Origin of the sequence: Streptomyces sp. NPDC046931, assembly GCF_040644655.1 — a bacterium.
In the GTDB taxonomy this organism is placed as follows: domain Bacteria; phylum Actinomycetota; class Actinomycetes; order Streptomycetales; family Streptomycetaceae; genus Streptomyces.
Genome location: NZ_JBEYWX010000007.1, coordinates 1 through 26,099, shown reverse-complemented (window position 1 = coordinate 26,099; position 26,099 = coordinate 1). Strand labels below are relative to the sequence as shown.

General features: G+C 72.0%; 19 protein-coding genes, 3 tRNA genes and 1 pseudogene. 12 read left to right on the top strand and 11 right to left on the bottom strand.

Annotated features, from left to right (window positions below; translation table 11 throughout):
* Positions 1-23: 23 nt before the first annotated feature.
* Positions 24-608 carry a hypothetical protein gene (locus ABZ876_RS15380; RefSeq protein WP_361780033.1) on the top strand — a complete coding sequence of 195 codons (585 nt, stop codon included), beginning with the start codon at positions 24-26 and terminating at the stop codon, positions 606-608.
* 54 nt (positions 609-662) lie between these two features.
* On the opposite strand, the gene ABZ876_RS15375 is transcribed toward ABZ876_RS15380, so the two are convergent.
* Entirely contained in the window at positions 663-1,574 is a 912-nt protein-coding gene (locus tag ABZ876_RS15375; protein WP_361780030.1) for a hypothetical protein, read from the bottom strand.
* Positions 1,575-1,739: 165 nt separating this feature from the next.
* On the opposite strand from ABZ876_RS15375, the gene ABZ876_RS15370 reads away from it, so the two are divergent.
* From ABZ876_RS15370 to ABZ876_RS15350, 5 genes are all read left to right on the top strand, one after another.
* Positions 1,740-3,191, top strand: coding sequence for an acyl-CoA synthetase (locus ABZ876_RS15370; RefSeq protein ID WP_361780027.1), 1,452 nt, complete (start codon positions 1,740-1,742; stop codon positions 3,189-3,191).
* The gene (locus tag ABZ876_RS15365) at positions 3,184-4,542 is read left to right on the top strand and encodes a carboxyl transferase domain-containing protein (RefSeq protein ID WP_361780024.1); all 1,359 of its coding nucleotides are present in this window, start codon (positions 3,184-3,186) and stop codon (positions 4,540-4,542) included. The genes ABZ876_RS15370 and ABZ876_RS15365 overlap by 8 nt, the downstream gene beginning before the upstream one ends.
* 152 nt (positions 4,543-4,694) lie before the next feature.
* Complete coding sequence (locus ABZ876_RS15360) at positions 4,695-5,732, top strand: rod shape-determining protein (RefSeq protein WP_361780021.1); 1,038 nt, start codon at positions 4,695-4,697, stop codon at positions 5,730-5,732.
* 1,064 nt (positions 5,733-6,796) lie between these two features.
* Positions 6,797-7,066 carry a type II toxin-antitoxin system prevent-host-death family antitoxin gene (locus tag ABZ876_RS15355; RefSeq protein ID WP_361780018.1) on the top strand — a complete coding sequence of 90 codons (270 nt, stop codon included), beginning with the start codon at positions 6,797-6,799 and terminating at the stop codon, positions 7,064-7,066.
* Entirely contained in the window at positions 7,056-7,514 is a 459-nt protein-coding gene (locus tag ABZ876_RS15350) for a type II toxin-antitoxin system VapC family toxin (RefSeq protein ID WP_361780015.1), read from the top strand. The genes ABZ876_RS15355 and ABZ876_RS15350 overlap by 11 nt, the downstream gene beginning before the upstream one ends.
* 388 nt (positions 7,515-7,902) lie before the next feature.
* On the opposite strand, the gene ABZ876_RS15345 is transcribed toward ABZ876_RS15350, so the two are convergent.
* The 3 genes from ABZ876_RS15345 to ABZ876_RS15335 all read right to left on the bottom strand — a co-directional run bounded on the left by ABZ876_RS15345 (position 7,903) and on the right by ABZ876_RS15335 (position 8,297).
* A tRNA-Ile gene (locus ABZ876_RS15345) sits at positions 7,903-7,979 on the bottom strand.
* Between the two features lie 167 nt (positions 7,980-8,146).
* Positions 8,147-8,219 (bottom strand) — tRNA-Asn (locus ABZ876_RS15340).
* Positions 8,220-8,224: 5 nt separating this feature from the next.
* Positions 8,225-8,297, bottom strand: a tRNA-Asn gene (locus ABZ876_RS15335).
* Positions 8,298-8,462: 165 nt separating this feature from the next.
* On the opposite strand from ABZ876_RS15335, the gene ABZ876_RS15330 reads away from it, so the two are divergent.
* The 4 genes from ABZ876_RS15330 (at position 8,463) to ABZ876_RS15315 (ending at position 14,181) form a co-directional block, all read left to right on the top strand.
* Positions 8,463-8,768 carry a YtxH domain-containing protein gene (locus ABZ876_RS15330; RefSeq protein ID WP_361780012.1) on the top strand — a complete coding sequence of 102 codons (306 nt, stop codon included), beginning with the start codon at positions 8,463-8,465 and terminating at the stop codon, positions 8,766-8,768.
* Positions 8,769-8,905: 137 nt separating this feature from the next.
* Positions 8,906-10,360, top strand: a complete 1,455-nt coding sequence (locus tag ABZ876_RS15325; RefSeq protein WP_361780009.1) for an FGGY family carbohydrate kinase — start codon at positions 8,906-8,908, stop codon at positions 10,358-10,360.
* 159 nt (positions 10,361-10,519) lie between these two features.
* Entirely contained in the window at positions 10,520-12,253 is a 1,734-nt protein-coding gene (locus ABZ876_RS15320; protein WP_361780006.1) for an ABC transporter ATP-binding protein, read from the top strand.
* Positions 12,253-14,181 (top strand): ABC transporter ATP-binding protein, encoded by a 1,929-nt coding sequence (locus ABZ876_RS15315; RefSeq protein ID WP_361780003.1) that lies wholly within the window; start codon positions 12,253-12,255, stop codon positions 14,179-14,181. The genes ABZ876_RS15320 and ABZ876_RS15315 overlap by 1 nt, the downstream gene beginning before the upstream one ends.
* Before the next feature lie 32 nt (positions 14,182-14,213).
* Here ABZ876_RS15315 and ABZ876_RS15310 read toward each other — a convergent pair.
* The 5 genes and pseudogenes from ABZ876_RS15310 to ABZ876_RS15290 all read right to left on the bottom strand — a co-directional run.
* Positions 14,214-15,493, bottom strand: a pseudogene (locus ABZ876_RS15310) (RNA polymerase sigma factor); the annotation flags it as partial.
* Positions 15,494-15,667: 174 nt separating this feature from the next.
* Positions 15,668-17,575, bottom strand: coding sequence for a DNA primase (gene dnaG, locus ABZ876_RS15305; protein ID WP_361780000.1), 1,908 nt, complete (start codon positions 17,573-17,575; stop codon positions 15,668-15,670).
* 47 nt (positions 17,576-17,622) lie between these two features.
* Entirely contained in the window at positions 17,623-18,888 is a 1,266-nt protein-coding gene (locus tag ABZ876_RS15300) for an FAD-dependent oxidoreductase (protein WP_361779997.1), read from the bottom strand.
* A gap of 204 nt (positions 18,889-19,092) precedes the next feature.
* A complete protein-coding gene (locus tag ABZ876_RS15295) occupies positions 19,093-20,430 on the bottom strand; it encodes a deoxyguanosinetriphosphate triphosphohydrolase (protein WP_361779994.1) in 1,338 nt (445 codons plus the stop codon).
* 100 nt (positions 20,431-20,530) lie between these two features.
* Complete coding sequence (locus tag ABZ876_RS15290; protein ID WP_361779992.1) at positions 20,531-21,433, bottom strand: sirohydrochlorin chelatase; 903 nt, start codon at positions 21,431-21,433, stop codon at positions 20,531-20,533.
* Positions 21,434-21,633: 200 nt separating this feature from the next.
* Here ABZ876_RS15290 and ABZ876_RS15285 point away from each other — a divergent pair, with 200 nt between their 5' ends.
* Positions 21,634-22,329: an ElyC/SanA/YdcF family protein gene (locus ABZ876_RS15285; protein ID WP_361779989.1), complete on the top strand. Its 696-nt coding sequence runs from the start codon at positions 21,634-21,636 to the stop codon at positions 22,327-22,329.
* Between the two features lie 300 nt (positions 22,330-22,629).
* Here the strand turns inward: ABZ876_RS15285 and ABZ876_RS15280 are convergent, their stop codons facing one another.
* The gene (locus ABZ876_RS15280) at positions 22,630-23,535 is read right to left on the bottom strand and encodes a protocatechuate dioxygenase (RefSeq protein ID WP_361779986.1); all 906 of its coding nucleotides are present in this window, start codon (positions 23,533-23,535) and stop codon (positions 22,630-22,632) included.
* 113 nt (positions 23,536-23,648) lie between these two features.
* Entirely contained in the window at positions 23,649-24,113 is a 465-nt protein-coding gene (locus ABZ876_RS15275; protein WP_361779983.1) for a gamma-glutamylcyclotransferase family protein, read from the bottom strand.
* Positions 24,114-24,290: 177 nt separating this feature from the next.
* Between ABZ876_RS15275 and ABZ876_RS15270 the strand changes: the two genes are divergently transcribed.
* Positions 24,291-25,940: a M4 family metallopeptidase gene (locus ABZ876_RS15270; protein WP_361779980.1), complete on the top strand. Its 1,650-nt coding sequence runs from the start codon at positions 24,291-24,293 to the stop codon at positions 25,938-25,940.
* Positions 25,941-26,099 lie beyond the last annotated feature (159 nt).

Genomic DNA, 26,099 nt, shown 5'->3' with positions numbered 1-26,099 from the left:
ACCCAAGGCTGTCGGCAGCGCCCGTGAACCGGAACCCGCAACACCCCTTCGGCACCCCGGACTTCCAGCTGGTCCTGCTGCGCCGTATGGCCGACCACAACCCGGACCTGGTGGAGGACGCCCGCCGCACACTGGGCGTGTCCATCGCCGACATGCGCGAGGCCAACCGGCGCTGGCAGGCGATGGTCCGGTCGCCGCGCGCCCGGTCGGCCGCCGCCCGCTATCGCTCGGTCCTCGGCGAGCCCGAGTCGACGGCCCCGCGCCGGATCGGCGATCTGGACTGCGAGGCCCGGCTGTGGCCCCTCCCGCTCTGGCCCGACCTGCGCTTCGAGGTGCTCGCCGGGCCGGACGGGCGGATCTGGAACGAGTGGCTGGTCCGCGCCCCCGGCGCGCCGGTCCCGAAGCTGGAGACCATCGACGATCTGGCCCCCTGGTCCTGCACGGTCGACGAGGTCGCCCGCGCCTTCGCCCCCGCCCGCCCCCTGGAGGGCACGGCCCCCACCCGCTGGGGCCTCGCCTTCACCGCCCCGGACGCGAAGGGCGTACCGCGGGAGGTGGTCGCCGAGTTCACCTGGGGGCTGTTGCAGCGGGTGGCCGTACGCGACTAGCCGGCCCCCGGACCGCCGGCGGTCTTCGCCGAAGAGCCCCGGCGGACCCCGGAGTCAGCGGCCCGCGGCCGTCAGGACCGCGTCCACCACCTTCGGCACGGACCCGGGGTGCAGGGAGAGAAACAGGTTCGGCTCGACCAGCTCCAGTTCCATCACGCACGGCTGCCCGTCCGCGCCGTCCACGAGGTCGACACGGGCGTACAGCAGTTCCGGGGCGCCCGGCACGGCGGCCAGCGCGCGCTCGGCCACGGCGAGCTCGGCCGGGGTCGGGGTCCAGGGCTCCAGACCGGGGTGGGCCACCTTCTGCTCGTCGTAGGGGGTGCCGGGAGCGAGGACGGCCCCCTTCCGGCTGGCGTGCAGCAGCCGCCCGCCGAAGAACTGCAACGCCCGCTCACCGGCCACATCGATGCCCCGGACATAGGGCTGCACCATCGCCGTGAACCCCTCCGCGTGCATCCGCGCGAGCTGCCGTACGGCGGTGTCGTGCTCCTCGGGCGTGTACCGGGCGGCGAACCGGGCGCCCGCGCCCGAGGTGGGCTTGACGACGTACTCGTGGTCGTCTGGCAGGTCGACGGGGTCCCCCGGGGCCAGATACCGGGTGGGGACGGCGGCAACGCCCGCGGCGGCCAGTTCCCCGAGGTAGCGCTTGTCGGTGTTCCAGCGCACGACGGGCGCCGGATTGGCCAGCCGCGTGGCCTTCCCGCACCGCTCGGCCCAGGCGGTGAACTCCGCGGCCCGCCAGCTGTAGTCCCAGGTGGACCGGATCACGGCCAGGTCGTACGCCGCCCAGTCGACGTCCGGGTCGTCCCAGTGCACGGCATCGGCGTCGGCCCCGGCCGCCCGTACCTCCCGTACCAGGACCGGAAGGTCGGCGTCGAACGTCACCTCGGGACCGGGACGGCAGGTGACGAGCGCGACGCGGACGGGGGTGCGGGACACGTTCGGACTCCTGTTCGTGGGCAGCATGTGCGCGCAGGCTAACAACGGCCCGGGGAACGGCGGGACCCCGTGGGCATCGGCCCGCGAGGAGTGAGGTCTCCGTCACGGCGACGGCGGGTTTCGCCGGCTCTGGTGTAGGAACGGATTCGATGTCCTTACTGCGCACGTCCGCTTCGACGCGAGGAGTCCCGCGTGTCCTCCCTCTTTCCGGCCCTGACCGATCCCGGGGCGGCGCGGCGGCCCGCGCTGCGGTTCGGGGAGCGGGCCCTGACCTACGGCGAGCTGGCCGCGGCGGCCGGAGCGCTCGCCGGACGACTGGGCGAGGCTCCGGGGCGGGCGGCCCTGTGGGCCACGCCCTCGTTGGAGACGGCCGTCGCGGTGGTGGCCGCGCTGACCGCCGGGGTGCCCGTCGTCCCGCTCAACCCGAAGTCCGGGGAGCGCGAGCTGGGGCACATCCTGGCGGACAGCGCGCCGTCGCTCGTCCTGGCCGCGCCCGGCGACGAACTTCCCGACGCCGTACGGGCGTTGGAGCGCGTCGACGTCGACGTGCGCGGCACGGGAGCGTACGCGCCCGCCGAGGTGGACGGCGAGAGCTCCGCCCTCGTCGTCTACACCTCCGGGACCACCGGTCCGCCCAAGGGCGCCCTCATCCCCCGCCGGGCCGTGGCCGCCACCCTCGACGCGCTCGCGGACGCCTGGCAGTGGACCGCGGACGACGTCCTCGTGCACGGCCTTCCGCTGTTCCATGTGCACGGGCTGGTGCTCGGCACCCTGGGCCCGCTGCGGCGCGGCGGCTCCGTGCGGCACCTGGGGCGCTTCGGCACCGATGGCGTGGCCCGGGAACTGGACGACGGGGCGACCATGCTGTTCGGGGTGCCCACGATGTACCACCGCATCGCGGAGGCGCTGCCCGGTGACCCGGAGCTGGCCAAGGCGCTCGGCGGGGCCCGGCTGCTGGTCTCCGGGTCCGCCGCGCTGCCGGTGCACGACCACGAGCGGATCGCCGCCGCCACCGGGCGCCGGGTCATCGAGCGGTACGGCATGACCGAGACGCTGATGAACACGAGCGTCCGCGCGGACGGGGAGCCGCGCGCGGGGACGGTGGGCGTGCCGCTGCCCGGTGTGGAGCTGCGCCTGGTCGAGGAGGACGGCACCCCGATCGCGGCGTACGACGGGGAGACCGTCGGCGAGATCCAGGTGCGCGGCCCGAACCTGTTCACCGGGTACCTCAACCGGCCCGACGCCACCGCCGCCGCGTTCACCGCCGACGGCTGGTTCCGCACCGGGGACATGGCGGTGCGCGAGCCCGACGGTTATGTGCGCATCGTGGGCCGCAAGGCCACCGATCTCATCAAGAGCGGCGGGTACAAGATCGGGGCGGGTGAGATCGAGAACGCGCTTCTGGAACACCCGGGGGTGCGGGAGGCCGCCGTCACCGGCGAACCCGACGACGATCTGGGCGAGCGGATCGTCGCCTGGGTGGTGCCCGCCGACCCCGCGGTCCCGCCCGGCGCCGACGAACTGGCCGACCATGTGGCCCGGCGCCTCGCCCCGCACAAGCGGCCCCGCACGGTGCGGTACCTCGACGCCCTGCCCCGCAACGACATGGGCAAGATCATGAAGCGGGCCCTGGGCGATGCCTGAACGCCCGTCCGCACGGGAGGCGCTCGCCCTCGTCACCGACGACTTCACGGAACTGCCGGGCCCGCCAGGGCGGTCCGGCCCGGACGGCCCGCTCGGCTGGGCGGGCTACGACGCCTCGCGCGCCCGCGCCACCGCGCGCACCGGCGAGCAGGAGTCCGTGGTCGTCGGGCGCGGGACCGTCGGCTCCGCCCCGGCCGTACTGATCGCGTTCGAGTTCGGCTACCTGGGTGGCTCGCTCGGCGAGCGCACCGGCGACCGGCTCGAGGCGGCGCACGTCCACGCCCGTGCGCACCGGCTGCCGGTCGTCTCGCTGGTCGCGACGGGCGGCAGCCGGATGCAGGAGGGCATGCTCGCGCTGACCCAGCTCCAGCGGGTGGCCCGGCAGTCGGCGCTCACCCGTGCGGCCGGGCTGCCGCAACTCGCGGTCCTGCGGGACCCGACGACCGGCGGCGGCTGGGCCACGCTGGGCGCCGGCGCCGACGTGGTGCTGGCGCTGCCGGGCGCCCAGGTGGGGTTCGCGGGCTCCCGGGTGCGCCCGCCGGAGGCGGACCCGGCGGCGTACACCGCGGAGGCACAGCTGACGGCGGGCACGGTCGACGCGGTCGTACCGCCCGCGGAACTGCGGGCGGCGGTGGGTCTGTGGCTGGGCCTGCTGACGGCGCCCTCGACGGAGCCGGCTCCGGTCCCCCGGCCGCTGGGCCCGGCGGACCTCCCGGAGACCGGCTGGGACGCCGTACGGCGCGCCCGCGATCCGGGGCGGGCGCGCTCCCGGGCCTACCTGGACGCATACTTCACCCGCCGGGCGGCGCTCGGCGGCGACCGCAGCGGTGGCAGCGACCCGGACGGCATGCTGTGCGGTTTCGGCAGCCATGACGGCCGAACGATCGCGTACGCAGCCCAGACCGGCACCGCGACCCGCCCCGCCGGATACCGGACGGCCGCCCGGCTGATCCGGCTGGCGGACACCCTGTCCGTGCCCGTGCTGACGCTGGTGGACACGCCGGGCGCCGCCAACGACGCGGAGGCCGAGCGACAGGGGGTGGGCGCCGCCATCGCGGATCTGTTCACCGCCGTGGCGACGGCCCGTACGCCACTGACCACGCTGGTGATCGGGGAGGGCGGATCGGGCGGGGCGCTGGCCCTGGCCGCCCCCGACAACACCTGGGTCACCCCGGACAGCTACTTCTCGGTGATCGCACCGGAGCTCGCCGCCGCGATACTCAAGCGCCCGGCCGGCCGGGTGCGGGCGACGGCGGACCAGCTCCGCGTCCGTCCCCAGGACCTGGTGGCTCTGGGGGTGGTAAGGGGAATCGCGGGCGGCGAGACGGCTCCGGCCCCGCCGTCCGGGTGAGTCCCCGGAGCGCCGGCGCGCGCGGGTTCACCCGCCCGGGTGAACCCGCCCGGCCCCTCTCAAGGGGCGAGGTCCTCTCATCCGGCGCACGATGCTGAAGGAGAGGCCCGCCACCCGGCGGCCGCCCGCGGTCCGTTCTCGGGAGGTACCGCATGACCGTCAGCCTGGACCAGCTGCGCCGTTGCCATATCGCTGTCGACCTCGGCGCGGCCAGGACCCGTGTGTACGTCAGGGGCTCGGGGCTGGTGGTCGACCAGCCGAGCGCCGCGGCGGTCAACACCCGGACCGGTGCGCTGATAGCGGTCGGCGAGCTCGCCGAGAAGATGACGGGACGGACACCCTCGTACATCCGTGTGATGCGGCCGGTGTCCGGCGGCACCGTCGTCGACATCGAGATGGCCCAGCGCATGCTGCGCCATCTCCTCGGTGAGAAACTGCGCCGCACCCTGCGCCGCAAGCCCCGGCTGCGGGCCGCCGCCTGCACCCCTCACGACGCGGACCCGCTGGCCCAGCGCGCGGCGGTCGAGACGCTCGTCGGGCTGGGGGCGCGCAGGGTGGAGCTGGTCGACACACTGGTCGCCGCCGCCGTGGGCTGCGGGCTTCCCGTCGAGCAGCCCGAAGCCTCCATGATCATGGTGTGCGGGGCCGCCGCCACCCAGATCGCCGTCCTGTCGCTGGGGAACATCGTGACCGCGGAACGGATCCCGGTGGGCGGCGAGGCCGTCGACCACGCGATCGTCCAGCATCTGCGCCACGAGCACGCGTTGATGCTGCCGAGCCAGTCCGTACGCCCCCTGCGGCTCGCCCTGTCCGGCAACGGGTCCGCCCCGAACGGCCCCGCCGCCACCGAGATCCTCGGACGGGACGTGGCGACCGGGCTGGCGCGCTCGGTGAAGGTCGACACGGCGGCGGTGCGGGAGGCGATCGAGACCCCGCTGATCGCCGTGCTCGACGGCATCGGGAAGGTACTGCGGGACTGCCCGCCCGATCTGGTGGCCGATCTCGCCGACCGCGGCATCATGATGGTCGGCGGCAGCGCCCTGCTGCCCGGCCTCGACCAGATGCTGCGCCAGTGGACCGGAATGCCGGTACGCATCGCCGAACGCCCCGACATCTGCGCCGTACAGGGCCTGGGCGCCATGCTGGAGGGCAAGATCAAACCCCTGACCCTGAACCCCCTGGCGGCGTGACCGGCGACCACCGTGCGACAAGCGCCCGCAGTCCACGCACGGACTCGGGCGCGAGCCGGTGGCCGAGCCGTCCGAGCAGATCACCGGCGGGCGCGTCTCGCGCGACAGGTCGGCGAGTTGCGCCCACTGCCGGTCGTCGGCGCTGCCGGCGGCCTCCCGCCAGGCGGCGTCCAGGTCGCCGTCGTCGAGCAGCGCGTCGATCAGCACGGGCCCGCCGTACCGGCCGCCGCGCTCACGACGGGCGTCCTCCTCCAAGGTGGCCAGCGCCGCCGCGCGCTCGGCCTCCCAGCAGTCCACAGCCCGGGCGGCGGAGCGCAACTGCCGGTAGGCGGCCAGGGACCGCTCGAGACGGAACCGGTCCCGGCGCACCGCGACCGCGTCCGCCACCCGCCCCGTCTTCGCGTACCGGACGCATACATGCTCGACCAGACGGCTGTCGATGTGCGTCTCGGCGGCACAGTCCCGCAGTCCCCGCTCGGCCCAGGCGAGTGCCTCTTCCGTGCGGCCCGCCGTTTCCAGTTCCTCGGCGATGAGGAGGTCAGCGAACAGGGACCGGCATCCGAGACGCCGCGGTCCGACTCCTGCGGGAGCGGACACTCGGCTACGGGGCCTCATGGCCGGCGAGCACGGCGTCCACCGTGTGCCGTGCCCATCCCGGATCGGTGGCGCGTCCGGCGAGGTAGTCGGCGTAGAAGGCGCCGAGCTGCCGACTACATGGCTGGCCGCGGGGGTCGCATCGGCTGGGCCGAAGACGCCGTGGACCTCGTCCTCGACGGTCTGCAACGCACGGTCCGCTAACCCCTGTTCAAGAAGGTTCCGCACGCCGAGAAGGCCCCGGATGCCGAGATGAGTGCTGGATCGGCCTGCCCGGCTGCGATTCAGATCCCGCGCGAGCGGGCGTACTCGTAATCGCACGCGGAACCACGAGGGCCCCGCAAGCCGCTCAACGCTGGACCGGTATTCCGCTCTCACAAAGTGCGGTGCACGAGATCTGCCGACCTCGATGGAGCACCCGGTGTGCTACAGAGTGGCACCAGATAGCACGCGATGGTTAGCCTAGACGTATGACCGCCCAACCCGAGATCACCCAGCGCGACCTGCGCACCAAGTCCAAAGAGATCATGGACGCCGTCCAGAGCGGCCAGTCCTTCACCGTCACCCGCGACGGCCACCGCATCGGCGAGCTCATCCCCCTGCGCCGCCGACGACGCTTCGTCCCCCGCGGCGAGTTCGCCGCCATGTCCCGCAGCGCCCCCGACATCTCCCTGGACGCCTTCCGCGCCAACCAGGACGCCACCGCTGAACAGGGCATGGACGATCCCTATGCCCGGTGAGCACCAGCAGGGTCTTCTCGACACCAACATCATGATCCTGCGCAAGTGGATCATCCCAGAGGAGCTGCCCGCCGAGATGGCCATCACCACCATCACCCTCGCCGAGCTCTCCGCCGGACCCCACCAGGTGCGCAGCAACGCCGAACAGGACGACTACGACGAACACGCCGAACGCGCTCGACGCACCGACATCCTCCAGCGCGCGGAGAACGAGTTCGACCCCATCCCCTTCGACGCCGACGCCGCCCGCATCTACGGCCGCGTCTGTGCCGCCGTCATCAGCACCGGCCGCCAACCCCGCCGCCGCATCGCCGACCTGATGATCGCCTCGATCGCCATCGCCGAAGATCTCCCTCTGTTCACCACCAACCCCGACGACTTCAAGGGCCTGGACGACCTCCTCACCGTCGTCCCCGTAACCCGCCCGAAGGTGCTCCACGACCGGTAGAGGCAGACGGGAGCCGTGCGTTCGCTCCGACCATCACGACCAGTGGCCACCGCTCTCGCAGGTTGGGGTGAGCGCCGCGGGCATGCCCAAAATCCATCAGAGGGCTCCTCACTCCGACCGGCCACAGCCTGGGGGAGACGGCCGCGCAGCCACCCTTCGCAATACCTGCGTCCTCACAGCGTCCTCAAGTTCGCCTCCGGCTCCCTCGCGGAGGCCGTGGGCGCGACTCGACCACACCATGGTCCGACACATTCACGCAGGTCAGCGCAGTGTCGAACCTCGTCGGCGCAGGAACCCTGAACTCGTCAGCAGCGGATTCAATCCGTTGAGCCCGAGTTGGGGTTCTGGCGCCCCGGAAGGGACGTTTCTGCAGGTCAGAGACATCCACTGGTGGGGCGGGTGGGACTCGAACCCACGACCGACGGATTATGAGTCCGCTGCTCTAACCGGCTGAGCTACCGCCCCGTCACGGCGCGTCGCGTACATGTGTGCGCGCCGTCTGCCGCAGCATAGCCGCTCATACGATCTCCTGCTTCGGATGGTCGGCTACACATGACCTTGAGGACTCCGCCGTGGGCGTGACGGTTCCGACGGACATGAAAAAGGACCCCTGAGGGGTCCTCGTTCAGACGCTCCCCCGACTGGACTCGAACCAGTAACCTGCCGGTTAACAGCCGGCTGCTCTGCCAATTGAGCTACGGAGGATCGAGCTCCCCCGACTGGACTCGAACCAGTAACCTGCCGGTTAACAGCCGGCTGCTCTGCCAATTGAGCTACGGAGGAATGCCTCGTTGCATCGAACGTACCTACCTGGGTATCCGCCAGGGGGCGCGCGCTCGCTGCGACACATACATTAGCGCAAGCAGGGGGGTGCTCCGCCAATCGGTACCCGCCGCGCCGAAAGCCCACCCCAGGGATGACGACAGAGGCAAGGGAAGGATGACCGTCATGCGCTATCGGCTCACATTCGTCGCCGGGCTTGTTCTGGGCTATGTGCTCGGCACACGAGCCGGACGCGAACGTTACGAGCAGTTGAAGAAGTCCGCCCGCCAGGTCGCGCAGAACCCCGCCGTGCGCAACACCGCCGAGACGGCCGCCCAGCAGGGGCGCGAGATCGCCGGCAAGGCGTTCCACGCGGTGAGCGACAAGGTCGGCGACCGCATGCCCGACTCGGTGGCCGGCCGGGTGCGCTCGCTGCGGGAGCGGAACGCGAACGGCGGCGGCGCGGACGACTGGGGCACCAGCAACACCTGAGCCCGGCCTCACCGGCAGGACACGATCGCACTGGGCGGCAGCCACCACACCAAGTCACTTGGGCCACGGCGGCCACTCCGGCGAACGCCCTGCCAGGACTGCACGCCCACCCCCCTTCGTACGGCAGAATTTCCGCCATGGGGATAGTCGCCGGGTTGGACAGTTCGCCCGATTTCACTCGTATCGTCGTCTGCGACGCGGACACGGGAGCCGTGCTCAGGCAGGGCTATGCGCCGCATCCGGTGGAGAGCCCCGAGGGCGGAGGCCGTCCCTCCGACGTCGATCCGCAGGCCTGGCTGCTGTCCCTGGGGGAGGCGGCCGGCGGCGGACTCCTGGAGGGCGTGCAGGCCATCGGTGTCTCCGCGCAGCAGAACGCGGTGATCCCGCTCGACGCCCAGGGCGCCACCGTGCGGCCCGCGCTGGTCGGCGGGGACAAGCGGGCGCAGGTCGCGGCGGCCGACCTCATCGACGCCCTCGGCGGACGGCAGGCCTGGGCCGAGGCCGTCGGCTGCGTTCCGCAGGCCGCACAGCCGGTGACCAAGCTGCGCTGGCTCGCCAGGACCGAACCCGACAACGCGCGGCGCACCGCCCTGCTGCTCCAGGCCCACGACTGGCTCGTGTGGCAGCTGCTCGGACGGCCCCTGAGAAGGACCACCGATCGCGGCGGAGCCTCCGGGACCGGGTACTGGTCTGCGGCGACCGGCGCCTACCGCACCGACCTCGTCGAACTGGCGCTCGGCCACCAGGCCGCGCTCCCGGACGTGCTCGGCCCCTCGGAGGCGGCGGGTACGACACCGGAGGGGCTGCTGATCTCCGCGGGCACCGGCGAGACCATGGCCGCCGCCTTCGGCCTCGGCATCGGGCTCGGGGACGCGGTCGTCTCGCTCGGCGCGTCCGGATCCGTGATGGCCGTGCACCCCGAGGCGCTCGTCGACTCCAGCGGGATGATCACCTCGCTCGCGGACGCGACGGGCATGCACCTGCCGGTGGTGACCACGCTCAACGCGGTACGCACCCTGCGCGGCACCGCCGAACTCCTCGGCCTGTCCGATCTGGAGTCGCTGTCCGAGCTGGCCATGAAGTCGACACCCGGCTCCCACGGACTGGTGCTCCTGCCCTATCTGGAGGGCGAGCGGACCCCGAACCTTCCGCACACCGCGGGCACCCTGGCCGGGCTGCGGCGCGAGTCGATGAGGCCCGAGCACCTGGCGCGGGCCGCGTTCGAGGGGATGCTGTGCGGGCTCGCGGACGCGCTGGACGTGCTGCGCGGACGCGGGGTCGAGGTGCGGCGGATCTTCCTGCTCGGTGCCGCCGCGGAGCTGCCCGCCGTACAGGCGGCGGCGCCCGCGCTGTTCGGTGTGCAGGTCGTGGTGCCCCAGCCCGCCGACTACGCGGCGATCGGCGCGGCCCGGCAGGCGGCCTGGGCGCTCGGTGTGTCGCAGGGCGCCCTCGACCCCCGCACCCCGCCCGCCTGGCAGGGCGCGGTGGCGCAGGTCCTGGAGCCCGGCGACGAACTGGCCGTAGGCCAGGCCGTACGCCAGCAGTACGTGTCGGTACGCGAGCAGACGCATCCCGGGGCATTCCGGTCGTAGGCGGGCCCCGGACTGACTTGTCCTCAGCTCGGGGACGGGGCGCCCCGGGACCGCTGTCGGCTTAATCGGTTGAGGTAACACGGGTGGAGTGCCCGACGATAGGGGGGTGGTGCACCACCGCCCGCCCCGCCGTCCGTCTGCGACTCCGAGAGATCTCGCGTGCTCATACGACTTCTGAGGGCCCACCTGGCCCCATACCAAAAACCCATAGCCCTGCTGGTGCTGCTGCAATTCCTGCAGACCTGCGCCACGCTCTATCTGCCCACCCTCAACGCGCACATCATCGACCACGGTGTCGTGAAGGGGGACACGGACTACATCCTCGCCTTCGGCGGCCTGATGATCGCGGTCTCGCTCGGGCAGGTCGTCTGCAACATGGGCGCCGTCTACTTCGGCGCCCGTACCGCGTCGGCCGTCGGCCGGGACATGCGGGCCGCCGTCTTCGGCCAGGTGCAGTCGTTCTCCTCGCGTGAGGTCGGCCACTTCGGGGCGCCTTCGCTGATCACCCGCACCACGAACGACGTGCAGCAGGTGCAGATGCTCACCCTGATGACGTTCACCCTGATGGTCTCGGCGCCGATCATGTGTGTGGGCGGCATCGTCATGGCGCTCGGTCTGGACGTGCCGCTGTCCGGCGTCCTGGTGGCCGTGGTGCCCGTGCTCGGCATCTCCGTGACACTGATCGTGCGCCGGCTGCGGCCGCTGTTCCGCAGCATGCAGGTCCGCCTCGACACGGTGAACCGGGTTCTCCGGGAGCAGATCTCGGGCAACCGGGTGATCCGCGCCTTCGTCCGCGACGACTACGAGAAGGACCGCTTCCGGGGAGCCAACACGGACCTGACCGAGGTGTCCCTGGGCACCGGCCGCACGCTGGCGCTGATGTTCCCCCTGGTGATGACCGTGGTGAACCTCTCGTCGATCGCCGTGGTGTGGTTCGGCGCGCACCGCATCGACAGCGGCGGTATGCAGATCGGCGACCTGACCGCGTTCCTGGCCTACCTGATGCAGATCGTGATGTCCGTGATGATGGCGACCTTCATGTTCATGATGGTGCCGCGTGCGGAGGTGTGCGCCGAGCGCATCCAGGAGGTGCTCGGCACCGAGTCGAGCGTCGTGCCGCCCACCGCGCCCGTCGTCGAGCTCCGGCGCCACGGGCATCTGGAGATCCGCAGTGCCGGGTTCCGCTACCCGGGTGCAGAGGAGCCGGTCCTCAAGGGCATCGACCTGGTGGCGCAACCCGGTGAGGTGACGGCCGTCATCGGGTCCACCGGAAGCGGCAAGTCCACCCTGCTCGGGCTGATCCCCCGCCTGTTCGACGCCACCGAGGGCGAGGTGCTCGTGGACGGCGTGGACGTTCAGGAGGTCGAGCCGGCGCTGCTCGCGAAGACGGTCGGACTCGTCCCTCAGAAGCCGTACCTGTTCGCCGGAACGGTCGCCACCAATCTGCGGTACGGCAACCCGGACGCCACCGACGAGGAACTGTGGCACGCGCTGGAGGTGGCGCAGGCCAAGGAGTTCGTGTCCAAGCTGGACAACGGCCTGGACTCCCCCATCGCACAGGGCGGGACGAATGTCTCGGGCGGCCAGCGGCAGCGCCTCGCCATCGCCCGCACCCTGGTGCAGCGCCCCGAGATCTACCTCTTCGACGACTCCTTCTCCGCGCTCGACTACGCGACCGACGCGGCCCTGCGCGCGGCGCTCGCGCGGGAGACCGCCGAGGCGACCGTCGTCATCGTCGCCCAGCGCGTGGCGACCATCCGGGACGCCGACCGGATCGTGGTCCTCGACGAGGGCCGGGTCGTCGGCACCGGTCGCCACCACGAGCTGATGGCGGACAACGAGACCTACCGGGAGATCGTGCTCTCCCAGCTGACGGAAGCGGAGGCTGCCTGATGGCCGGGCCCATGGGACGCATGATGGGCGGGGGCGGCCCCGATCAGCGCTCGATGGACTTCAAGGGGTCCGGAAAACGGCTCCTCGCCCAGTTCAAACCCGAACGCAGCACCATGATCGCGATGCTGGCCTGCGGTGTGCTGAGCGTGGGGCTGTCCGTGGTCGGGCCGAAGATCCTCGGCAAGGCCACCGACCTGGTCTTCGCCGGGATCATCGGCCGGCAGATGCCCTCCGGGCTCAGCAAGGAACAGGTGCTCGCGTCCATGCGCAAGCGGGGCGACGGCGGCATCGCGGACATGCTCTCCGGCACGGACTTCACCCCGGGCAAGGGCATCGACTTCGGTGCCGTCGGGAACGTCCTGCTGCTCGCGCTGGTGACGTTCCTGGTGGCCGGCCTGTTGATGGCGGTCTCCACCCGGCTGTCCAACCGGGCCATCAACAAGACCGTCTACCGGCTGCGCGAGGACGTGCAGGCGAAGCTGTCGCGGCTTCCGCTGTCGTACTTCGACAAGCGGCAGCGCGGTGAGGTGCTCAGCCGCGCCACCAACGACATCGACAACATCGGGCAGACGCTCCAGCAGTCGATGGGGCAGCTCATCAACTCGCTGCTGACGATCGTGGGCGTGCTCGCGATGATGTTCTGGGTGTCGTGGTTGCTGGCGCTGGTCGCGCTGGTGACGGTGCCGCTCTCCTTCGTGGTGGCCACGCGGGTCGGCAAGCGGTCGCAGCCGCACTTCGTGCAGCAGTGGCGCACCACCGGCCGGCTGAACGCGCACATAGAGGAGATGTACACCGGGCACACACTGGTGAAGGTGTTCGGACGCCAGGAGGAGTCGGCGCGGCAGTTCGCCGAGCAGAACGAGCAACTGTACGAGGCCGGGTTCAAGGCGCAGTTCAACAGTGGCGTCATGCAGCCGCTGATGATGTTCGTGTCGAACCTGAACTATGTGCTGGTGGCCGTGGTGGGCGGTCTGCGGGTGGCGTCCGGTTCGCTGTCCATCGGTGATGTGCAGGCGTTCATCCAGTACTCGCGGCAGTTCTCGATGCCGCTGACGCAGGTCGCGTCGATGGCCAACCTCGTGCAGTCCGGCGTCGCCTCGGCGGAGCGGATCTTCGAGCTGCTGGACGCGGAGGAGCAGGTGGCGGACCCGGTGCCGGGTGTGCGTCCCGAGAAGCTGCGCGGACGGGTCGCGCTGGAGAACGTGTCGTTCCGCTACGACCCGGACAAGCCGCTCATCGAGAACCTGTCGCTGACGGTGGAGCCGGGGCACACGGTCGCGATCGTCGGCCCGACGGGTGCCGGGAAGACGACGCTCGTGAACCTGCTGATGCGGTTCTACGACGTCACCGGCGGCCGGATCACCCTCGACGGGGTCGACATCTCGCAGATGTCCCGGGACGAACTGCGGGCCGGGATCGGGATGGTGCTTCAGGACACCTGGCTGTTCGGGGGGACCATCGCGGAGAACATCGCGTACGGGGCCGCGCGCGAGGTCACGCGCGGGGAGATCGAGGATGCGGCGCGGGCGGCGCACGCGGACCGGTTCATCCGTACGCTGCCGGACGGCTACGACACCGTGATCGACGACGAGGGCACGGGCGTCAGCGCGGGTGAGAAGCAGCTCATCACCATCGCCCGGGCGTTCCTGTCGGACCCGGTGATCCTGGTCCTCGACGAGGCGACGAGTTCCGTCGACACCCGGACCGAGGTGCTGATCCAGAAGGCCATGGCGAAGCTGGCGCACGGACGGACGTCCTTCGTCATCGCGCACCGTCTGTCCACGATCCGTGACGCGGACACGATCCTCGTGATGGAGAACGGGTCCATCGTGGAACAGGGCGCGCACGACGAGCTGTTGGCGGCCGACGGGGCGTACGCGCGGCTGTACAAGGCGCAGTTCGCGCAGGCGGTGGCCGAGGTCGACTGAGTCCGGGGGCCGCTCCTGGTGAGCGGCCCCTCTCAGTCCAGGTAGCCCCTCAGCTGGTCCGCGAAGGCGTGGTCACGGAGCTTGTTCAGGGTCTTCGACTCGATCTGGCGGATGCGTTCGCGGGTCACGCCGAAGATGCGGCCTATCTCCTCCAGCGTGCGGGGACGGCCGTCGACAAGGCCGTAACGCAGCTGTACGACCTTGCGTTCGCGCTCGCCGAGGGTGGAGAGCACCGCCTCCAGGTGCTCCCGCAGCAGCAGGAACGCGGCGGACTCGACCGGGCTCGCGGCGTCCCCGTCCTCGATGAGGTCGCCGAGGGCGACGTCGTCCTCCTCGCCGACGGGGGCGTGCAGCGAGACGGGCTCCTGGGCCAGCCGCAGCACCTCGATCACCCGTTCGGCGGACAGCTCCAGGTGCGCGGCGACCTCTTCCGGGGTCGGTTCGTAGCCGCGTTCCTGGAGCATACGGCGCTGGACGCGCACGACACGGTTGATGAGTTCGACGACGTGCACCGGGACGCGGATGGTGCGGGCCTGGTCGGCCAGGGCGCGGGACATGGCCTGGCGGATCCACCAGGTCGCGTACGTCGAGAACTTGTAGCCGCGGGCGTAGTCGAACTTCTCGACGGCCCTGATCAGGCCGAGGTTTCCCTCCTGGACGAGGTCCAGCATGGTCAGCCCTCGGCCGACGTACCGCTTGGCGACGGAGACGACGAGGCGGAGGTTGGCCTCGATCAGCCGCCGCTTGGCCATCCGTCCCAGAACCACCAGCCGGTCCAGGTCCAGGGCGAGTTGGGTGTCGAGGTCGGGAGTGTGGACGAGCTTCTCCTCGGCGAACAGGCCGGCCTCGACACGGCGGGCGAGTTCGACCTCCTCGGCGGCCGTGAGCAGGGGGATACGGCCGATCTCGCGGAGGTACTGGCGGAACAGGTCCGAGGAGGGGGCGCCGGTGTCGGCGCGCCCGCGAAGCGGTTCGACGGGCTCGGTCGCCCCGAGGGCGCCGGAGAGCTCGGGGGGTTCCTCCATCTCGGGCGGGCCCTGCGGTTCCGTGTCCGTCTCGGGGTGCTGAGCGGGCCGGCTCCGCGGGGGCACCGCCGCGAGGGCGTCGCTGTCGGCGTCCGGGTCGTCGTGGGCGATCTCGGTCTCTATCAGGGTCTGGGTCTGCACGGGGGGCGACCTCCAGGAATGTCGCTGCTGAGGGGGCGGCAGCGGTACGTCGGGGATGGGACCGGTGGTCGCCCGCCGGCCGTCCCGTAGTCGTTGAGCGGAACCGCGGGGGTGTCGGACCCGTCGTGGACGGGCCGGCCGCGCTCCGGGACTCAGGCACCGGAACCCAGTGTGGGGTACGACACATCGTCGCCACGAGGGGCGTGCGACCACTTTTTGAGTCCGGTGCGTGACCGGGCGGTTACTCAACTCGTTTGGCCCGCGTGCCCTCTCGGCGTCACGGACGCAGCCTCCGGTGGCCCGGGCGCCCCAGGCGGCGCTCAGAGCGCCGCCGCGCCCCGCACTCGCAACGCCTGGTCGTACTGTTGCAGGACCCACAGTTCGTTCTGCACGGCGGCGAGTTGGGCCGGGTCGCCGTGGGTGCCGAGGCGGGTCAGCGTGCTCTGGATGTCACGGATGCGGCGTTCGACCGCCCGGCGGCGGACCGTGACCAGCTGGGCGCCCGCATAGATCTCGTCCACCTCCTTGCGGAGCATGATCGCCTCGACCGCCAGCTCCGTGACCATGGCGCGGACCGTGTCGTCGGGCGCCGCCTCGCGGACGCGGACCAGATACTCCTGCGGATCCCGCGCCCCGTACTCCGCGCCCCCCGCCTCCATGATCGCCTGGCGGACGGCCGCGTACGGCGCCGCCGTGAACTCGTCGATCCCGTACGCGTCGAACGCCGGGGAGACCAGCTCCGGCCGCTGGAGGGCGAGTTTGAGCAGTTCCCGCTCGGTCGCGTAGACCGGGTTGCGGAGGTTGAGCGCCGGGCCGGAGGCCGCCCGGCGGGGAGCCGCCTGGTACGGCCCCTGGGTGCGCTGCCCGGCCGGCGCCGGGCCCCTGCCGCCCCGGTCGCGTGCCCAACGGGCCAGCTGGGCCACCCGCTTGACCACGAACTGGGTGTCGAGGATGCCGAGCATGCCTGCGAGCTGGACCGCCACCTCGTGCTGGGCGCCGCTGTTCTTGATCCGGGCGACGACCGGCGCCGCCTCGTCCAGCGCGGCGGCACGGCCCGCCGGGGTGTCCAGGTCGTAGCGGCCGACGATCTGGCGGAGGGCGAACTCGAAGAGCGGAGTACGGGGTTCGACCAGGTCGGCGACCGCCTCGTCGCCCTTGGCCAGCCGCAGCTCGCAGGGGTCCATGCCGTCCGGCGCGATCGCGATGTAGGTCTCGGCGGCGAACTTCTGGTCGTCCTCGAAGGCCCGCAGGGCCGCCTTCTGACCGGCCGCGTCACCGTCGAAGGTGAAGATCACCCGCGCCGAGCCGTTGTCCATCAGCAGCCGCCGCAGGATCTTGATGTGCTCGCCGCCGAAGGCCGTGCCGCAGGTCGCGATGGCCGTGGTGACGCCCGCGAGATGGCAGGCCATGACGTCGGTGTAGCCCTCGACCACGACCGCCCGGCTCGCCTTGGCGATCTCCTTCTTCGCCAGGTCGATGCCGTAGAGCACCTGGGATTTCTTGTAGATCGCCGTCTCGGGCGTGTTCAGGTACTTGGGTCCGGTGTCCGCCTCGTACAGCTTCCTCGCGCCGAAGCCGACCACGTCCCCGCCGATGTCGCGGATCGGCCACATCAGCCGGCCGCGGAAGCGGTCGATGGGGCCGCGGCGGCCCTCCTGGGAGAGGCCGGAGAGGATCAGCTCCTTGTCGCTGAAGCCCTTGCCGCGCAGATGGCGGGTGAGGTGGTCCCAGCCCTGGGGGCTGTAGCCGACGCCGAAGTGGACCGCGGCGGCCTGGTCGAAGCCCCGCTCGGCCAGGAACGTGCGTCCGGTGCCGGCTTCGGGGCTGGTGTCGAGCTGCTCGGCGTACCACTCGGCGGCGATCCGGTGGGCCTCGACCAGGCGGATGCGCTCGCCGCGCTGGTGGGTGGGGTTGTACCCGCCCTCCTCGTAGCGCAGTGTGATGCCCGCGCGGGCGGCCAGGCGCTCGACCGCCTCGGAGAAGGAGAGGTGGTCGACCTTCATCACGAACGTGAGGGTGTCGCCGCCTTCCTGGCAGCCGAAGCAGTGGAACAGACCCTTGCTCGGGCTGACCTGGAAGGACGGGGACTTCTCGTCGTGGAACGGGCACAGGCCCTTCAGGTTGCCACCGCCCGCGTTGCGCAGCTGGAGGTACTCGGACACGACGGAGTCGATCGGGACCGCGTCCCTGACCGTCTTCACGTCCTCGTCGTTGATCCGTCCTGCCACGAGGAGATTCTACGGTGAGGCTGTGACGGCGGACGGCGCGCGTGGCGTCATGGGAGCAGGCTCTCCAGCGGCACGCCGGGGTCCGCCAGCGCCTCCTGGTCCACCACCGTCCCGGCCCGGATCAGGGACTGGATCCGCTCTGTGACGTCCCACACGTTCACATTCATCCCGGCCAGCACCCTGCCCTCCTTCAGCCAGAACGCGATGAAGTGCCGCTTGCCGGCGTCGCCGCGCAGCACCACCTCGTCGTACGACCCGGGCGGCGCCCACCCCGAGTACTCCATCCCCATGTCGTACTGGTCCGAGAAGAAGTACGGCACCCGGTCGTAGGTCACCTCGCGCCCGAGCATCGCGCGGGCGGCCGCCGGACCGCCGTTCAGCGCGTTCGCCCAGTGCTCCACGCGCAGCCGGGTGCCGAAGAGGGTGTGGTGGAAGGAGGCGATGTCGCCCGCCGCGTGGATGTCGGGGTCGGAGGTGCGCAGCCGCTCGTCGACCACCACGCCCCCGCCGTGCGCGCGGTCGGCGATCTCCAGGCCCGCGGCCTCGGCGAGCCCCGTGCGCGGCGCCGCGCCGATCGCGGCGAGCACGTCGTGCGCGGGGTGCTCGTCGCCGTCGTCGGTGCGAGCGGCCAGCACCACGCCGTCCTGGCCGACGATCTCGGTCAGCCGGACCCCGAAGCGGAAGCGGACGCCGTGCTCGCTGTGCAGTTCGGCGAAGAGGCTGCCCAGCTCGGGGCCGAGGACCGCGTGCAGCGGTGTCGGCTCGGGTTCGATGACGGTGACCTCCGCCCCGTACTCACGTGCGGCGGCGGCGACCTCCAGGCCGATCCAGCCGGCGCCCGCGATCACGAGATGGCCGTTGTTCCGGCCGAGGGAGGTGAGGACGCCCTTGAGGCGCTCGGCGTGGGCGAGACGGCGCAGATGGTGGACGCCGGCCAGGTCGGTGCCGGGGACGGCGAGGCGGCGGGGCTCGGCGCCGGTGGCCAGCAGCAGCTTGTCGTAGCGGACGAGCGTGCCGTCGTCGCCGAAGCGGACCGTCTTCGCCTCGCGGTCGATGGCGTCGACGGTCTGGCCGAGGTGCAGCTCGATGTCGTTGCGCGCGTACCAGGACGGTTCGTGGACGAAGATGCTGTCGCGTTCCTCCTTGCCGAGCAGGAAACCCTTGGAGAGAGGAGGCCGCTCGTAGGGGTGATCGCGTTCGTCGCAGATCAGTATGACGCGGCCGGTGAAGCCCTCCGCGCGGAGAGTCTCGGCCGCCTTCGCGCCCGCGAGACCCCCTCCGACGATGACGAATGTCTGATCCGCGTCGACCACTTGATGCCTCCTCGTAAGGATGTCGCCACATGGGAGCGTCCCGCACACGGTCTGCCGCGGGAAGAGGGGGTGGCCCGATCAGGCCACTCAGGGTCACCTCCAGGCCCGTAGGTCCCGGCCGTCCCAGTCGGTCCGGATCGCGGGTCCGGATTCACGCTGTCCGGATCACCGAGTCCGGATCGCGATGTCCGGATCGTGTCCGGATCAGGCGTGCCCCCTCAGCCGCGCGTGCAGGGACTCCGCCGAGGCGTCGGTGAGCGAGGCGATCTGGTCCACGATCACCCGCTTGCGGGCGCGGTCGTCGGGCGCCTCCTGGAACAGCGCGCGGAACTGCGGATCCAGCCCCTCGGGTGCGCGGGCGGTGAGCGCCTCGGCCAGTTCGGCCACGACGATCCGCTGGTCGGCGCGGAGCCGCTCCTGCTCGGCGCGCTGCATCACATACCGGTCGGCGACCGCCTTGAGGACCGCGCACTCCATGCGGGTGCTTCTCGGGACGACGAGTTCTGCGGCGTACCGCGTGAGGCGGCCGCTGCCCCATGCCGCCCGGGTCGCGCCCTCCGCGGCCAGACAGAAGCGGCCGATGAGCTGGCTGGTGGCGTCCTTCAGGCGGCCCTGGGCGACCGCGGAGCCGTCGTAGCCGCGCGGCCACCACTGCTGGCCCAGCAGCCGGTCGAGGGCCTCGGCCAGCTCCTCGGGGTCGGTGTCCGCGGGGACATACCGCCCGAGGGCCACGGCGAAGACCGCCTGCCGCTCGGGGTCGGCGTGCAGGCAGCCCGGGTCGATATGGCCGGCGTGCAGGCCGTCCTCGAAGTCGTGAACCGAGTAGGCCACGTCGTCGGACCAGTCCATGACCTGGGCCTCGAAGCAGGTGCGGTCGTCGGGGGCGCCCTTGCGGAACCAGTCGAAGACGGGGCGGTCGTCCTCGTAGACCCCGAATTTGGGGGACGTGGGATCGGTGGGGTGGTGGCCGCGCGGCCAGGGGTACTTGGTGGCGGCGTCGAGGGCGGCGCGGGTGAGGTTCAGCCCCACGCTGACGAGTTCGCCGGTCGCCGCGCTGTGCACGAACCGCTTGGGCTCGAGACGGGCGAGCAGGCGCAGGGACTGGGCGTTGCCCTCGAAGCCGCCGCAGTCCTCGGCGAACTCGTTGAGCGCCTGTTCGCCGTTGTGCCCGAAGGGTGGGTGGCCGAGGTCGTGGGAGAGGCAGGCGGCCTCGACGAGGTCCGGATCGCAGCCGAGGGCCGCGCCCAGCTCCCGGCCGACCTGGGCGCACTCCAGGGAGTGGGTGAGCCGGGTGCGGGGGCTCGCGTCCCAGGCCGCGCTTGCGGTACCCGGGGTGACGACCTGTGTCTTGCCCGCCAGACGGCGCAGTGCGGCCGAGTGCAGCACTCGGGCGCGGTCGCGCTGGAAGGCGGTGCGGCCCGGGCGCTTGTCCGGCTCGGCCGCCCAGCGCTCGGCGTCGGTGTCGTCGTAGGCCGTGGCGGTCGCCGGACCGTTGTCATGCCGCGCGAAGGTCTCGTGGGCCTTGGGTGCAGTCCCGTCCATGACCCGACAGTAAACGCAGCGGGTGACAATCGGGATGTCGGCGTCCGCTTCACCTCCCGCCGTGACCCGCGCGGGCCCGCAGGCGCGGGGCGCGGGCCGGTCAGGCCGATGCCAGCGACTGTGCGGCGGCCGGCTCGGAAGCCGCGACGGCCTGGTCGTAGCGGTGCAGGACCAGACGTGCCACGGCCGGGTGCGGGCCGAGCGGGGCCGCCGCGATCCACGGGGCCGCCGCGGCGCACTCGGAGGCGAAACGGCCCGGCGCGGCGAAGTACGAGGCGACGGCGATCCGGTGGTGGCCGCGGGCGGTGAGCGTGCGTATGGCCGCGGACACGGTGGGCGTGGCGGCGGAGGCGTAGGCGGGGACGACGGTCACGCCGAGGCGCTCGGCGAGGAGCTGGGCGGCGCGGCGGGTGTCGGCGGCGGAGTCGGGGGCGCGGGAACCGGCGGCGGCGAGCACGACCGCGCTCGCCCGGCGCCTCGCGTCGCTCATCCGGGCGGGCCAGCCGGCCTCCACGAGCCGGGCGTAGAGCGTCTCCACGAGCAGGGGGTGCGGGCCCAGCGGGGCGGCCACGAGGGTGTCGGCGCGGGCCGCGCCGGCCATCTCGGGGATGTCCCGCTTGACGTGGTGGCCGCGGCTGAGGAGCAGCGGTACGAGCACGGCCCGGTCCTCGCCGAGGGAGGCGAGTGTGTCGGGGAGCAGGGGTTCGTTCAGCTCGATGTGGCCGAGACGCACCGGCAGCCTCGGGCGCAGTTCGCGCACCCGTTCCATGAGGGCGCGCACGGTGGACAGGGCTTCCGGGTCGCGGCTGCCGTGCGCGACCAGGACGAGCGCGGGCGGGGCCGGGTGCAGGGTGCCGTTGTGCGAGACAACGCTGAGCCGGCTGCCGAGCCGACTGCCGATGCGGTTCATGAGCTGCGCCGCGCTGCCGAGGTCGGCATCGTGCAGCGGCCGGCCCGCGGGGCGGGGGCGGGACTCGTCGGGGGAGGGGTTCGACGCCGTCATGGACCGATCCTGGCGGTGGCAGATTGCCACGCCGTTGCGCGACCGTGACAGGTGTTTTCCGGTGTTTCACAGGGGCGGGCCAGGTGGTGTGAGAGGGCGCGCGGCTCTGTGACGCGCCCGGCGCGTCCGCGCGCGAACCGGATCACCGTTCGCTGCGTCCCCCCTGACGACGACCACCGACCCCGGGGGGAAACGTTTCGATGGGCCTGCCCCGCCTGAGGATCCGCAGACCGAGGCTGCCGCGCACCCGCACCGGGCAGCGGCGCACCGTGCAGGGCCTGATGCTGCTGTGCGTCCTCGCACTGCTGCCCATGACCTGGCTGTTCCTCTCCACGGGCGACCGGCTGCGCACGACCGCGGACGTGCCGCGCGCGGAGGTCGCCGTCGTCTTCGGCGCGGGCCTGTGGGACGGCGAGCCGTCGCCGTACCTCGCCCGCCGTCTGGACGCGGCGGCGCAGCTGTACCGGGCGGGCCGTGTCAGGGTCGTGCTCGTCACCGGCGACAACAGCCGTACGGACTACGACGAGCCGGACGCGATGCGCACGTATCTGACGCGGCACGGCGTGCCGGACGAACGGATCGTCAGCGACTACGCGGGCTTCGACACCTGGGACTCCTGTGTCCGCACCCGGAAGATCTTCGGCGTGGACCGGGCGGTTCTGGTCAGCCAGGGCTTCCACATCCGCCGTGCGGTCGCCCTGTGCCAGGCGGCGGGCATCACCTCGTACGGCGTCGGCGTCGAGGACAAGCACGACATGACGTGGTACTACGGCGGCACCCGGGAGGTCTTCGCCGCGGGCAAGGCGGCCCTGGACGCACTGTTCCGCCCGGACCCGCGCTTCCTCGGCCCGCAGGAGCCCGGGGTTGCGAAGGCCCTGGCGGCGGCGCGGAGGTGAGGACGCCGGCGCCTCGGCCTCAAGGAGGCGCCGGAGGGAAGGCGCCGCGGCCTCAAGGAGTCGGGGGTTCACCGGACGCAAGGCGCCGCGGCCTCAAGAAGCCAGAGGCTCACCAGACGGGAAGCGCCGCGGTCTCAGGGAGTCGGGGGGTTCGCCGGGCGGGAGGCGCTCGCGGCCTCAAGGAGCCAGAGGCTCACCAGACGCAAGACGCCCGGGCCTCAAGAAGCCAGAGGCTCACCAGACGCAAGACGCCCAGGCCTCAAGAAGCCAGAGGCTCACCAGACGCAAGACGCCCCGGCCTCAGGGAGTCGGGGGGTTCGCCGGGCGGGAGGCGCTCGCGGAGCTGTCCGGTGCCGGTGTCCTCCCGGTGCGCGGGACGCCCTTCGCGGCCTGCGTGGGCTCCCGCGTCGGGTCGATGCCGATGGTCAGCACCCCGACGAGCCCCGTGTCCACGCCCCCCGTGACGCTCAGCAGCCCGTCCCTCCCGCCGCCCCAGCGGTACACAGGGTCCTGCGCGAGTGGTGTGCGCGTGCCCTTGCGCCCTGCGTACGGGGACTTCGCGTACACCGCGTCGGTGTACCGGTCGGGGAAGAAGAGCTGCCCGGTCCAGTTCACCCTGCCGCCCTGGTAGCCCCGGGCGGTCCTGCTGCCGCCGGTGCTGACCCTGACGTTGATGTGCGGGGCCCGCGCCGCGCGCCGGCCGGGGAAGACCGTGGCGAACTCGGCGAGGCCGGCGGCGTCGGTCGTCCGGCAGCCGCGGAGAAACGTCCTGGAGCCGGCCGGCCCGCCCGCTGCGGGCCCGCCGTCCGGATGCGCGCCGGGATAGCCGGAGTAGTGGCCCCAGGCGTCGCAGTGCCAGACCTCCACGTCGGCGCCCGCGAGGACGGCGCAGGCGTGCGGATGGTCGCGCACGGTCAGCCGCAGCCTCAGCGGAACGCCCCGCCTGCCCTCGGTGATGTCCTTGCGCAGGGGTGCGCCGTCCAGGTGGTAAGGGCCCGGCTCCACACTCCGGTTGAGCACGCACAGCTCGGCATCCGGTGCGGTGTCCGGTACCCCGTCGCGACCGGATCCGGCCCCCTCCCGCCCCGGCACCCGGGTGCCGTCGTCCGAGGAGAAGAAGGAGAAGAGCCCGAATCCGAGGGCGGCACCCGCGGCGGCGCCGCCCAGCGTGAGCGCCCGCCGCCGGGTGAGGTCGCTATCGGTCATGGGCGGGACCCTAGGGCGGGCGGGGGCGGCGGCGGGAGGGGACGCACAGTGCGGTCGCCCGCACGAGCGACGTATGCGGGGAGGGACGGGACGACGCGGAGCCGGGCGCGGGCTCAGTCTCGCCGGGTGCGCCAGTCCCCGCCCTCGACCGGACTGCCGTGTGCCCGCAGCCGTGCAGCGACGGCGGGCGCGGCTACGTACACCCAGGCCCGTAGGGTCCTGCCGTCCCCCGCCGTCACCTCCCGCACCACTCGCTCGTAGAGACTGCGGGGATCCCCCGGCACACAGTCCTCGAGCCGGTCGAGGGCGACGAGGAGCGCGCCGTACTCCCCGGGCAGCGCGGTGACGATGTCGCCGCTGACCGTGCCGCCGTCCGCCTCCACGGCGTACGGGTATCCGGGGCCGTGGTACAGCACGGCCCCGGACAGCAGCCCCGGTTCCTCGGACCGGGTGCGGCCGCGCAGGAAGAGGTCGTGGTTGCGCTCGCCGGGGCGCAGGGTCCCGTACACGAAGAACGGCAGTCTCACGTGCCCGGCCTCCCGGGTGCTCCCGCCGGCCGGCCCGTCGGCCGCGACCATGGCCGGTCTCCTTCCGTGCCTCTACCGAAGCGTCGCAGGAACGATTCTGACCCCTCACACACCTCCGCGAACAAGCTATGGACATGACATGTCATGAACCCTTAAATCAGGAGCACGCCAGGGGTCCCCGCCTCTGGCCCCCCACACGCGCCCCCAGGCGCCTTCCCGAGGAGACCGATGAGTCGGATACGGCACATCCGAGGTTCCCGTATCGCCGCGGCCGGCACCGCCGCGACCACCGCGGCCCTGCTGGCCGCCGCCCTCGCACCCGCGCCCGCCGCCGGCGCGGCCGACAGACCCAGTCGCGCCACCGCGATCGACCACGCCACGGCGGCGCTGGTGCAGCAGGCCTCACGCCTGGGCCTCACCGCTGCGGAGGGTACCAGCGTCCGGGACGTCGTGGTCGACGCGGACGGCAGCCAGCACGTGCGCTACGACCGGACGTACCGTCACCTCCCCGTTCTCGGCGGCGACTTCGTGGTCCACCTCGCGCGCAACGGGTCCTACCGCGGCGCGGACCAGGCCATGCGGCACACCGTCTCCCTGCCCACCGTCATCCCCTCGGTGAAGGCCCCCAAGGCCGCCGACCTGGCCGCCACCGCACTGCGCGCCGCCAACGCCGGCGAGCTGCTGAAGAACGTGAAGGCCAAGCCGCAGCTCGTCGTCGACGCGCTGCACGGCGCACCCCGGCTGGCCTGGCGCACCAACGCGGTCGGCCAGGACTCGCTCGGCAACCCGGTCGCCCGCACGGTCCTCACGGACGCCTGCACCGGCCGGCAGATCGACGCGTGGGACAGCATCGAGACGGCGACCGGCGACGGACAGTCCCTCTACAGCGGAACGGTGCCGCTGGAGACGACGCAGTCCGGGTCGACGTACCAGCTCAAGGACCCCACGCGCGGCAACACCTACACGGGCGATGCCGCCAACAAGACGGACCTGTGCTTCTTCGGCATCTGCTTCAGCCGCGCCCCCGCAACGCTGTTCACCGACGCCGACAACCACTGGGGCACGGGCACGGCGTCCGACCGCTCCTCGGCGGCGGTGGACGCGCAGTACGGCACCAACGAGACCTGGGACTACTACAAGAACGTCCACGGACGGGCCGGCATCGCGGGCGACGGCAAGGGCTCGTACAACCGGGTGCACTACGGCAACAAGTACAACAACGCGTTCTGGGACGACAGCTGCTTCTGCATGACGTACGGCGACGGCGACGGGACGACGTTCGGGCCGCTGGTGGCGCTGGACGTGGCCGGCCACGAGATGTCGCACGGCGTGACGTCGAAGACGGCGGCGCTGACGTACTCCGGCGAGTCGGGCGGCCTGAACGAGGCGACCTCGGACATCTTCGGGACGCTGGTGGAGTGGTACGCGAACAGCACCTCGGACCCCGGTGACTACCTCATCGGCGAGAAGATCGTCCGCTCCGGCTTCGGCAAGCCGGCGCTGCGCTACATGGACCAGCCCTCCAAGGACGGCAACTCGGCCGACTGCTGGAGCTCGTCGGTCGGCAACCTCGACGTGCACTACTCCTCGGGCGTCGCGAACCACTTCGCGTACCTCCTCGCGGAGGGCCGCGGCGCGAAGACCGTGGGCGGCGTCTCCTACAACTCCCCCACCTGCAACGGCTCGACGGTGACCGGGATCGGCCGGGACAAGCTCGGCAAGATCTGGTACCGGGCCCTGACGGTCTACATGACGTCGTCCACGAACTACGCGGGCGCGCGCACCGCGACGCTGAACGCGGCGAAGGACCTCTACGGGGCCGGCAGTACGGAGTACAACGCGGTCGCGGCGGCGTGGAGCGCCGTGAACGTGGGCTGACCAGCACGCCCCGAGCCGCCGGGAAGCCGGCGGCGAGCCGGGTGCCGGAACCTCTGCGCTCCGTGACAGCCCGAGCACCTCGGGCAGCTTGGGCCAGTCGTCGAGCAGCGCGGTGGTGACGACGGTGACGAGAGTGGCGTACGGCAGTGTGATCAGCAG